Genomic DNA, 11,305 nt, shown 5'->3' on the forward strand with positions numbered 1-11,305 from the left:
GCCATATTTACTTACTGCGTGTTTTGGGGTGGTTTACAGCAATATTGCGACGTTGCTCTTCAGATTGAGTTTCATACACTTTCATTTCGCCACTTCCTGCTGGTAGTGCCTGTTCAACAACAAGTTCCGCATCTGTTTGGGCAATAATATCTTGTAATTGTTGGTGCTGATTGCACCAAATTGCATCAACATCCTGGTCTCGTGAATTATCTCGCCCTATAGAAAAAGCCACTGTACGCGCTTGAAAACGCGCTTGTTTCCCGCCTAATTCAAGCCCATATCCCGGCGTGGCAGGATGTGTGACAACCACTTTGCCATCATCCAGCCATGCTTTAACATCCGTATCTTGAACTTGATAACCGAGTTTCCCTAACCCATCTAAGACCGTTTTCCTTTGTGCAGCAGCAACAACTTGTTGCTCGGCTACACTCACTGCGCTGCCTAGCTTATCGACCCATGTGGTTAACGCTTCTATCGAGCTTGATTGTATACTCGCTAACGCACTCGAAATCATGGCTTCATTTTCATCACTCGCAAAAATGGCCAATTCATCACAAAGCTGTTCAATTTTATCGATAAGTTCAACGCGTTGCTGGCTTAACTTTAATTGCTCCGCCAATGTCATGATCAATGAGTCGGCACGTAAATGGCGCTGTGTTCCTTCTTTAAGCTCCCGAAGCTCAACCAGTTGTTGCTCAGCACGTTGAGCATCATCAATTGAGGTCATCAATTTCAGCTTTTCAATCATCAATAAGATCTGTTCACATTGTTTGGCAAACGGTGTTTGAGGTAAGCCTGATTGCCAAAATTGTTTTACACCTTCAGATTGTGCTTTTAGCTGTTCCAATAATGCCGCTGCTGTTGGCGCTAGCACCATTGATTGCTGGCTCAATATAGCTAATGCTTTAAAAATCAGTTTATTAGATTGGCTTTCATCCTGTTCACTTGCCGAAACTAATTGTGTAAGTAGTTCAGCTTCATTTGGCAATTTTTCACGAACCAATGTGATTAACTCAGCCAAATTATGTTCTCTATGTTTTTTTGTCCGGGCTAATAGCGCTTGTTTTTCAAGTTGTTGCTCACGAACTTCCTGTACTTCGTTATTCAGTGTCCCAGTGAACTCAACTAATTGGTTATTCAACAAGCTTAAATTGCGTGATGACAATGTGGCAAGCTGAGCAGAATTTTCCATTAGCTGCTGATAAGCTTGCGTGATTTGTGCAATACGCGACTGATGATATTGGCTACTATTTGCCAATACTTGCCACTGTTTAAATCGACGTTTAGCTACCGCAAGCTGACGCCGGCACTGAATTTCATTCATTTCCCTAACAGTTATACGATGAACCGATGAACTCATAACGCACCTTCTTGCGGATTTTGGCTCTCTATTTGAGAGAGTGGTGAGGTTAATAAAGCCTGTGAAATGGCATCATGCAGTTGTTGCTGTGCCAAATCGCGATTTTGATACCATTCGATAATAGACACTCGATAGCGTGCGGGTACCACACGCGTCAGAACAGTGCTACGCCACAGTTCCCTAGAACGGGCTGTTTTCAATAGTGGGTGTGATGGCATGTCGCATTCAATGCCGATGAGCAAACGGCCGCTGGTTTGCTCCTCAACAACTCCATCAAAATGGAATACCCCATTTTGGCTTGAGGTGGTCACCTGCCAGCCACTTTGCCGAATAAAGCCCATGACCGAATCGACAAACGCATTTTGTGGGAGTGCTTCGCTACCAACCACAGACTGTGTATGGCACATGCGGTGGAGTAGTTTTTCATTTTCTTTTTTCATCAATGGGTTACATGCATTTAATGCATAAGCCAGATAGCCTTGTAAATAATCTCGTGGGATTTCCGGTTTGCGGTAAGTGGCTAATAAATCAGAAATTTCATCTATTGGCATCGATGTCATAATCACAACTTGCTGGCGAGCACGAGTGATAGCGACATTTAAACGCCGTTCTCCACCAGTTTGCCCTAGTACCCCGAAGTTACGCCTGAATGTCCCCTGCGCATTACGACCAAATGTGGTAGAAAATAAAATCACATCCCTTTCATCACCTTGTACATTTTCCACATTTTTCACAAAAAATGACATATCTTCGTCATCATGAGTGCGTTGGTTTTCCTGCGTATACGCCTGAAGAAAATCTTCATCCTGTGCTGCACGTAATTGAATTATTTGGTTAATTAATGTTGCTTGTTTTTGGTTAAACGTGACGACCCCCACAGAAGGCCGCTGCTCGAAAGGCCGTTGCCACATTGAAGCCAAATGTTCCACGATGGCGTTAGCTTCAGCTTCATTGCTTTGGTTAACATAGGTACCATTAACTGGAATAAGCTGTAATGGCTTAATTTCACTGACCATTTTGGCAGAAAATTGTGCTGGGATGTTGAGCCTATTTTCATAAAAAGCAAAATTGGAGAAATTGATTAGTTCTCGATAGGCAGAACGGTAATGAATATCCAATGTATGAATAGGTAATACGGTTCGCGCTAAATGCAATAAATCAGGACAATCACTGATTTGCCGATAATCCCATTGCTCTCCCGCCAATTCTTGTTGGTCATCGTCTTCGTCATCAATGTCGTCTTCAATTAGCTTACCTGTGAAAAATTTTGATGGCGGCATTTGCTTTTCATCGCCACTCACAATAGCCTGTTTGGCTCTAAATAAGGTCGATAATGCAAATTCAATTGGCATCTGTGAGGCTTCGTCGTAGATTACGCTGTCAAACATAGCGCTTTCAAGTGGAAGTACTTGGCTCGCAACATCGGGTGTCATTAGCCAAACCGGCCGTAGTTGCATTAACCCAATATCTCTACCTTCTTGTATAAACTCCCTTAAACGTCGAGCTCTTGGCCCAGCTAAACGAGTAATTTCTTCCCATTCACGGCGGTTTCCTAACATTTTAATATCTATATTCGCCGTCAATGCCAATTTATTGAATTGTTGTAATTGTCTTTGGGCACTCTCTAGTTCGGCTAGATCCGACATCAGCTGGTCGTGGTTGGTACTTAATGCAGGCAATGTTGCCACTAACTGCGCTTTAGTGAACAGACAGAAGTAATAATTAACAGTTTGGACTAATTGTTCTCGCCATTGCGTTGTGAAACCGTCAGTGGCAATAAGCTGCTTGATTGCCGGTTTTAATAGCACAAGGAGCCCCCAATGCTGTTGTGAAAAGTGTTGCGTATCCGACCTAAATGATTGGTAACACAATAAATTTTCTTTTTGTTGCTCTATTTTCACCAGTTCAGCCGTATATGACTCGCCGTTTGCCACGGCCACTTTAAACCGTTCAACTGTTTCTGGTGAAAATACACTGTCTAGCTCACTCAGTTGGTTCAAGCTTTCCGTTCTTGCGCGTAATTTGGCTATTGCCGCCCTGATTTCACAGCATTGATGAGTAAACCCCGTTCTTTGTTGCTGAATAATCGCGTCTATAAAATGCACAGGTTCAGGATACTGAGCGAGAAGCTCAGCCATATCTGCCACTCGTTTTAATTGCATGACCAGCGGTTGCAATGTGCTACGCCACTGGTGGTTTGGCTGAAGTTCAAGACCAAGCTGTTGATATAATGGTTGTAATTCTTTTTCAAGTAAGCGCCATTGTTGCTCAACACCAATGGTGTCAAGCACTAACGTCTGTTTTTCAGTCGTCGACGCTAAGCCACTCGTTGCCATAAATGACTGCAATTGGTTTTGCCGACGGTAGTAATACGGGTTCAAGAAACGTAACCATGACCCTTGCATTGTTTCCATCAATGCTCGCGATAATTGGGCAAGATGCTGATTATCAAGCCCCCTAAACACAGGGAATAATAACGGGTCGATATTTTCTGCATTAATCGATAATAATCGCTGATACAACAGCTCAAGTTGCTGAATAATGGAATTTCCCGTTTCACCGCGAAATAGTGGTAACCAACGGGAGAATTCCTGCCATTGTTCAGCCGTTAATTGGTTAAATTGTACTTCATGCTGTATTAGCCATTGCTCATGAGTCGATAATTGAGTCAACGTGATTTGCTGATATTGTGTTTGGTAAGCTTCATCACGCTGTTTTTCAGTATCAATCAACCTTGTAATAGATTGATTAAACAATAAATATTGAGGCTCTTCTACCGTAAACTGTGCTAAGGCGTTTAGTGCATTATTTTCATAATCCAATTGCCACCAAGTATATGCATGTAACTTCAAGTCATCCGTTAGTTGCTCAATCGTATGGCTATCAAGTTGCACTAATAATGGCTTAATTTCCTGTTCATCAATATCAAAATGAGGAAGCTTTTCAAGTTCAATCAATTGGGTTAATACTTGTTTATAAGAAACTTGAAACTTTTCGTCGATATTATTCATCGAGTGAAAGTAGTTGTCTAATTTTCGTTCAAATAGCTGAACGCGATTAACAAGATGAATTCTTTCTCCTGACCAATCACGCTCACTGAGCTGGCTTTTTTCTTGTTCCCAAAGTTGCTCAATTTGCTCCCTCACTGCCAAAATAGTGTCACGGCCTCTTTGGCCTTGGCTGATATATAGCGCTCTATCTCCTAATCCATTAGCAATCAAACGCTTATAGACCACCTCTAATGCCGCAGGTTTTTGACATACCACTAAAACGGTTTGCTGACATCCTATTGCATCCGCAATCAAACTCACGATGGTTTGACTTTTCCCTGTCCCTGGCGGCCCTTCAATCAGCAGCCCCGTGTTCGCTTGTGCAGCTTGAACAACTTGTTCTTGTGATGGATCGGCCAATGACAACGCATACTGGTTAAGTAAATTATCTGGCTGCGTTTCGCTCGTGCTATTGAGCGGTGAGACTTTTAGCATTGTCGCTAAGGCTGTTTGGGAAATAGGTAGCCCAGCAATTTGCTGTAGATCGCTACTCATCGCCTGGCCAATAAACGAGGTATGGAAGAGTACCGCTGAACAACAGATTTGTGCACTGTTCTCTGCAATTGAGGTCGTGATCGACGGAAGTGGCGTCAGTTCCGTACCTTGTATCGGTAATAAAGGCGCAAGTGTTTCCATCATATCTTCAATGGTTAAACCCGCTTTAGATAATAAATTATCTAATACTGTTTGCCATTCAGTCACTGAAGGTATACCCGCAAAGCTTGCGAGTGCTGGATTTAAGCGTATTGCCCCCCGCTCCTGATCAAAACTAAGCTGAATGGGGCTATTTTGAGCTAAAGAAGTACGCAACGAAACCGGCCATAAAAATAAAGGCGCTATTCGCGGTTTAATTTGGTTCGGCTGTGTGTGCAATAATAAGAATGGGAAACCAAGATACATGCCATCAATACCCGTATCCCGTTGATATAACTGCGTATCTGATTGTAGGATCCGTAATCGGCTATTGACGCCCCGATGCTGCAATAATAAATCACTATCAATGCTAACCGCACTTTTTTTACGGTTCAATAAGTGTTCGAGTAGCATATTCGCACGGCGAACCGGGCTATCACATTCCATTAAATCGACTCGCCCAGTATTTTGCGTTAAACGCATGCGCACTAGGTTTCCACGTTGTGTCACTGACGTGAGCTTTTGTGTAAAAAACCTTAGAACTTCAAGAACATATTTTTGTGACTCGGGGACTTGCCAATGTTCGAATGGAATAGCGAGCAAAACGAGTATTTTTTCTAATGGCAAGCGACGCGTTAATAAAAAGTTATCCACCCAACTATCGAGTTCAGGAAGCCCAATTCGTTTAAAATCACTGACTCGGAGGTTAATGAGCTGGTATAGCTCCCCTCTTGGTAACAAAAGCTGGTTTTTGGCTATTTCGCTATCAAAACTGTGGATATCATTTTGTTTTGCTAATTCAAAAGATTGCTCGACTAATGCGGTCAGTGAAACAAATTGCCCAATATCGGCACTTAGCAATAAAATATAATCAATTTCTTGTCGATTTTGTCTATCTAATAAGGCTTGTAGGCTTTCGTTATGAGAGTCAGGAAACTGGCTATGCAGCAATTCCCAACGCGCAGCGAGCTGGCTTATTGACGTGATCAACAAATACAGTTTCAAGCTTTCTTCATTGAGTAATATATTCAATTGTTCAGCGCGTTGGCGTACTAAACACTGGCGGTGGTAGAGCTGCACTAACCAATGTTGTGGGTCAATATTCTGAATATGTTGAGTTAATGGTTCACTAATGAGGGTATAAGCAAGAATAGGTTGTTCTAATAACCACGCTGGTGTGATGATTTCGCCACGATAAATAAATGGCATATTCGGGTTGAGGATTTTTAAGGCTAAAGTTAGCTTAATATCTTGATTAATTTCACTTTGCACGGATCCATCTAGCGATTTTTCACTATCTAAAAAGCCCTGAAGTTGCTTTAACTGCTCCTGGCTATTATCAAATTTTGCGAGCCATGATGTTAACTCCCCGCGTAACAAAAATTGCACTGCATCATCCCAATGAGCTTGTTCACCAGCAGCCATGGCAAAAGTATCTGGCTGAGAAAATTGCTGACCTGCAAACTGGACTTGATGGTATTGAGCTGGCGAGCCTGCTATCGCGGTTTGTGGGGCTTGGACGGCTTTCCCCTCTAGCCATGCTGACACCTGTGGCCATTGCCAACGTAAAAAACGATCTCGACACAGTAATCCACGTAATAATAATTGTAAGTTAGGGTCTAAATCATCAGGTAAATCAATGCCATTGGTCATGACTTGAATTAAGAACGCATTATCATGAACTTGAGCGAAACACTGCCCTCGGGTTAGCTGTTCTAATAAAATAACCCCGAGACTCCACCAGTCTGATGCAGCGCTTACACCGCCTGCTAAAGTTTCTGGTGCGCTATAACGGGAAATATCCAAAGGGGTCACGATATCAAGGTCAAACTCAGACAAACTCGCAGAGCCATATTCAATAACAACGATATCTAAAGGCTCACGGCTGCGGATCAATAAATTAGCGGGACATAGGTTGCGATGGCGCAAACCATGTTCGGTAAATGCCGCTATCGCTTTCCCCATTTCCTCAACTAATTTCGGAATTTCATGAAGTTGCCAAAAATCCCCTTGCTGAATAAATTGGCTGAGTGAGCCACCTTCCAGTAATTCAGTCACATGCCAAGCACGGTTTTCCCAGCGGCCTGTTTCATAAAATTCAGGTACGTGGTCTGTTGGGAGCAATTGAAGTACTTGGTAAATAGTTGGATCAGGTTCTTCACCTTTTTGATATAAGGTAAGTACGCCACTTTTTTCACTTTCAATATGTGTGACTAAGTAACGCTCCCGTAGACTATCATTTTGATTTATACGTCGCTCAAGCCGCCAATTGCCTATCAGTTGTTGAGATTGTTCCTCAGCATTGCTTGGCTCAACCGCAGCATCTTCCCCACATTCGAGGCAAATAAAATCCCCCTCATCCATGGTATGCCCATTCACACAAACTCTTTGTTCAATAATTTGATTATTTTCAGCAATATTGAGTTGTGGACGCTCAATCGATGTATTGGGCTCATCAATAGGACGCCAGCCAGATTCATGAATGGCTTCAAGGGTTAAATCCCAACCACAAAACTGATTATCTCCTTGTGGTGTTCTAATTTGCCCCGCACAAAAAATTTCAGTTAATGGTCTCTCTGTTTGGCAATGTGGGCAAAAACGTATCATGGTCATCCATTCATCCAATTAATTATTTTTTTAGTTGTTGCAAAGACTGGTCTTGCTGCTCAATCAAGGTACGTAGGCGCAACATATCGTTACGTTCAGGGACACCCGCCAAAAATAGCCGCCCAGTCTCGTCAAACGCTAAATCCAGTACTTTATCTTCTGGTGTCGTCGAGCGCTGATATGCCATAAATCGTGCTTTTCCTAATGGTGTCAACATATGTAATTGTTGATTATCACTACCCTTGAGCATTTGGGTTTGCGGAAGATCCACTTTGAATGGCTCACTGATCAAGGCATCAATACAGGGAGCCATTTGTGAAACACGCTTTTCGATGTCATCCCATTGATAACCGCTATAGACTAAAATATCCGCGTCTGTTAGCTGTTTAATCCCACTAACTAATGCGAATAAGGCTTCAGGTTGCTCAAATGGCTCTCCCCCAGAAATCGTGATGCCATCTGCCAACGGTAGCCACTCAGTGATCTGTTCCAACAATTGTTCTACCGTGATGTTATTGTCTTTCACTTGCCATGTATCAGGAGAAAGGCAGCCTTTACAACGTAATGAACAACCTTGGAACCAGATACCAATACGTTTTCCGGGGCCTAAGGCCGTAATTGGGAAATGGATCCGTGAAATACTAATATTCACCACATCAATTACTCATCACGGCTAACGTGATTTGCGTGGTTTCGCCTGTGGCAATTTCAACAATTTGATAAGCCGAATTAGGTTGTAAATCTTGGTCGAAAACAGCGCGAGATAATGGGTTAATTAAATAGCTTTCTAATTGGTTACGTATACCTCGACCACCATTAGATAAATCGGCTAAGCAATGTTGTTTTAACGTCTCTTTGGCTTGTGGTGAGATTGAAATAGTCAGTGATTGCTTTTCCAAACCAGAAAGGATATTTCCCACCATTTGTTCGAATATTTGCTGTGCCACATCGGGGCGAATGAAGTCAAAAACAATAATGTTTTCCCCAATTCGATTGAGTAACTCAGGCCTATTTAATACTAATTTAAAGTGGCGTTCGATCTCACTTTTCACATTGCGTGTCACCGTTTCAAAAGGCTCACTGGGTTGCACATTCGCCACTCGCTCACCATTCGCATCCAAGCGATAAATACCGAGATTTGACGTGAAAATAATCAAAGATTCCGAGAAATAGACGCGATCTCCACGGCCGGAGGTCAATACGCCATCATCAATAATTTGTAGAAATTTATCCATTAAATGCGGATGCGCTTTTTCTATCTCATCAAACAGCACCACGCTAAATGGCTTCTCACGAATGGCATTCGTCAATTCACCACCAGAGTCATAACCGACATAGCCAGGAGGAGCACCAATTAAGCGTTGGTCTGCATGTTCAGCGCTAAATTCAGACATATCAAAGCGGATGTAGGCACTTTCATCACCAAATAGCAATTGAGTGACCGTTTTCGCCAGCTCTGTTTTCCCAACCCCCGTTGGCCCCGCTAGAAACAAAACGCCTCGAGGCCGACCACCTTTATGCCCCCCCACTCCCGTCATTGCACGTTTAATAATGTCCAATAAATGGGTGACAGCGTGTTGTTGGCCTTTAACTCGGCGAGAAATAATCTCTGGTGCGTTATGTATTTTCTGCTTATCAATTTTTTTCCATGGGTCTTCCGTTATGCCGACTTTATAACGCCGTACCGCATCACTAATACGTGTCACAGGGACATTTTCAATCCGTGCAAGCTGTACTATTGCCGTTAAATCTAATAATAAGAGACCTTCTGTTTCATCAATGAAATCATTAAATAAGCTATCTTTATCAGCCTGTTCTATACCATTAATATCCGCCAAGGAAGCAAGCAACATTGGCGTAAGGACCCGACGAACTTGGTTGTCAGGCTTCGCCACGGGAATGGCTCTTATTCGTGGGTTATTAACTAAAAACCAATCTGGCAGGTCGGTCTCTTTCTCCACAATCCAAAAAATAGAATTGTAGAACGGCTGGTTATTTTCCCCGGTTGGTCGCGCTTTGGCTTGATGAGAAACCACCAGAGCGCGAGTAAATAAGCTGTGCTCAGCCGGAGTTAGATTATCGCGATGGGAAATCAAGCAAGAGGCGAAATCAATACATAATGCAATTGGCTGCTGCTTGTAGTTAATAAATTTTTCCAGCAAATGATTTAGCATATCAATACCACCAGCGGCTTTATCATCAGCCATATGCAAACCTAAGTTTTGCATCAATGTGGCAGTCGCTTGTGGGTTTTCTTTGGGGTTTGCCACGCATTGGAAGCCAATAAGTGGTGTGTAGGTGATCACATAGGCATATCCAGCCTGAAATAAGTTATTAAAGAGTGCTTGGTTAAATGGCAGCGGTGTCACTACCGTAGGCGCAATTTCGCTGGCTTGTAGGTCACGAACATTACCAAATAGGACAAACTGGCTTTTCAGTGGAATAAATCGCAGTAAGTCTCTTAACCAACGCGGTTTTTGAAAATCCATGTTCATAGCACTCCTTAAGTATGAAAGTATTTTTTGCAGTTTACCTGAAATTGCTCACAGATGGCGTCAAGATCTTGCACTCCGACTAAATTATCTGAACATTCTCATTTGGCTGAATATAGGCTAGATTAATGTTTATTCACCTGATAATTGTTCTATAATTTCGTGATAGCCTCTTCTTTTTAAACAATTATCACTGTTAATTCCTAAACTGTCGCTATAGTATTGTATTAATGAAGACCAAAGCAGAGCGAGGTGAGTCATGTGGCAAGCAATGTGTCGTTTATTAAGTGAACACTTAGGAGAGGCAGAGCTACGTAACAAAGTCATTCTGTCTGGTGGTGATATTCACCATACGTTAAGAATTGACTATGGCGAACACACTGTGTTCATTAAACAAAATCGGCGTGAGTTTTTGCCTTTATTTAAACAAGAGGCTGAACAACTTGAAATGCTCGCTAAAAGCCAAACGATAACCGTTCCTAAGGTTTATGGTGTTGGCAGCAATAAGCACCACAGTTTTCTTCTGCTCGAATATTTCCCTCTCAAACCTTTCGATAACACCAATGCATGGCATTTTGGCCAACAATTAGCGCGTTTACATCAATGGGAAGAACAGCCTAGTTACGGGTTTGATTTTGATACCATGCTAAGCACAATTGTGCAGCCTAATGGTTGGGAAAAGCGCTGGAATTCATTCTTTGCAGAAAAGCGTATTGGCTTACAATTACAACTCGCCTCTGAAAAAGGGATGGTATTTGCTGATATTCAGCAAATTGTCGATATTGTTAAGGACAAACTTGCTGGGCATCAACCGCAACCCTCTTTATTACATGGTGATTTATGGCCAGCTAACTGTGCTATTACTCAAAATCTTGAAGGGGTGCTATATGACCCTGCATGTTATTGGGGTGATAGGGAGTGTGATATTGCGATGTTGCCATTATATCAAGATCTTCCGATCCAAATTATTGATGGCTACCAAAGCGTTTGGCCGCTTCCCAATGGCTTTTTAGATAGACAGCCAATATATCAGCTCTATTACCTACTCAACCAAGCCCATATCTTTGGTAACGAACAAAGCTACCACCAAGCACGCTCGATTATTGATAATCTACTCAACGAAAAATAAGCTCCTGTTTTTTAGCATTTAGCACGACAAATAA

At 42.4% G+C, this 11,305-nt stretch carries 5 protein-coding genes; 1 reads left to right on the forward strand and 4 read right to left on the reverse strand.

The genetic code is table 11. The annotated features are described in order from the left end of the window. Positions 1-7: 7 nt before the first annotated feature. From PR800_RS18605 to PR800_RS18620, 4 genes are read right to left on the reverse strand one after another with little or no spacing between them, the layout of a single operon-like run. Positions 8-1,360: a hypothetical protein gene (locus PR800_RS18605; protein ID WP_272531232.1), complete on the reverse strand. Its 1,353-nt coding sequence runs from the start codon at positions 1,358-1,360 to the stop codon at positions 8-10. Further along, on the reverse strand, positions 1,357-7,656 hold the full coding sequence (locus tag PR800_RS18610) for an AAA domain-containing protein (protein ID WP_272531233.1): 6,300 nt from the start codon (positions 7,654-7,656) through the stop codon (positions 1,357-1,359). Before PR800_RS18610 ends, PR800_RS18605 begins: the two co-directional genes overlap by 4 nt. A 16-nt stretch (positions 7,657-7,672) precedes the next feature. Next, entirely contained in the window at positions 7,673-8,305 is a 633-nt protein-coding gene (locus PR800_RS18615; protein WP_204162588.1) for a 4Fe-4S single cluster domain-containing protein, read from the reverse strand. 1 nt (position 8,306) lies between these two features. After that, the gene (locus PR800_RS18620; protein ID WP_244974773.1) at positions 8,307-10,139 is read right to left on the reverse strand and encodes an AAA family ATPase; all 1,833 of its coding nucleotides are present in this window, start codon (positions 10,137-10,139) and stop codon (positions 8,307-8,309) included. Between the two features lie 262 nt (positions 10,140-10,401). On the opposite strand from PR800_RS18620, the gene PR800_RS18625 reads away from it, so the two are divergent. Then, the gene (locus tag PR800_RS18625; RefSeq protein WP_206275863.1) at positions 10,402-11,271 is read left to right on the forward strand and encodes a fructosamine kinase family protein; all 870 of its coding nucleotides are present in this window, start codon (positions 10,402-10,404) and stop codon (positions 11,269-11,271) included. Positions 11,272-11,305 lie beyond the last annotated feature (34 nt).

The sequence above is a fragment of the Providencia sp. PROV205 genome, from assembly GCF_028479505.1.
Classification (GTDB): domain Bacteria; phylum Pseudomonadota; class Gammaproteobacteria; order Enterobacterales; family Enterobacteriaceae; genus Providencia; species Providencia huaxiensis.

Excerpts from the sequence above, each read along its gene's own strand:
- PR800_RS18605 (WP_272531232.1), bottom strand. The coding sequence starts at position 1,360 with ATGAGTTCATCGGTTCATCGTATAACTGTTAGGGAAATGAATGAAATT.
- PR800_RS18610 (WP_272531233.1), bottom strand. The coding sequence starts at position 7,656 with ATGACCATGATACGTTTTTGCCCACATTGCCAAACAGAGAGACCATTA.
- PR800_RS18620 (WP_244974773.1), bottom strand. The coding sequence starts at position 10,139 with ATGGATTTTCAAAAACCGCGTTGGTTAAGAGACTTACTGCGATTTATT.
- PR800_RS18625 (WP_206275863.1), top strand. The coding sequence starts at position 10,402 with ATGTGGCAAGCAATGTGTCGTTTATTAAGTGAACACTTAGGAGAGGCA.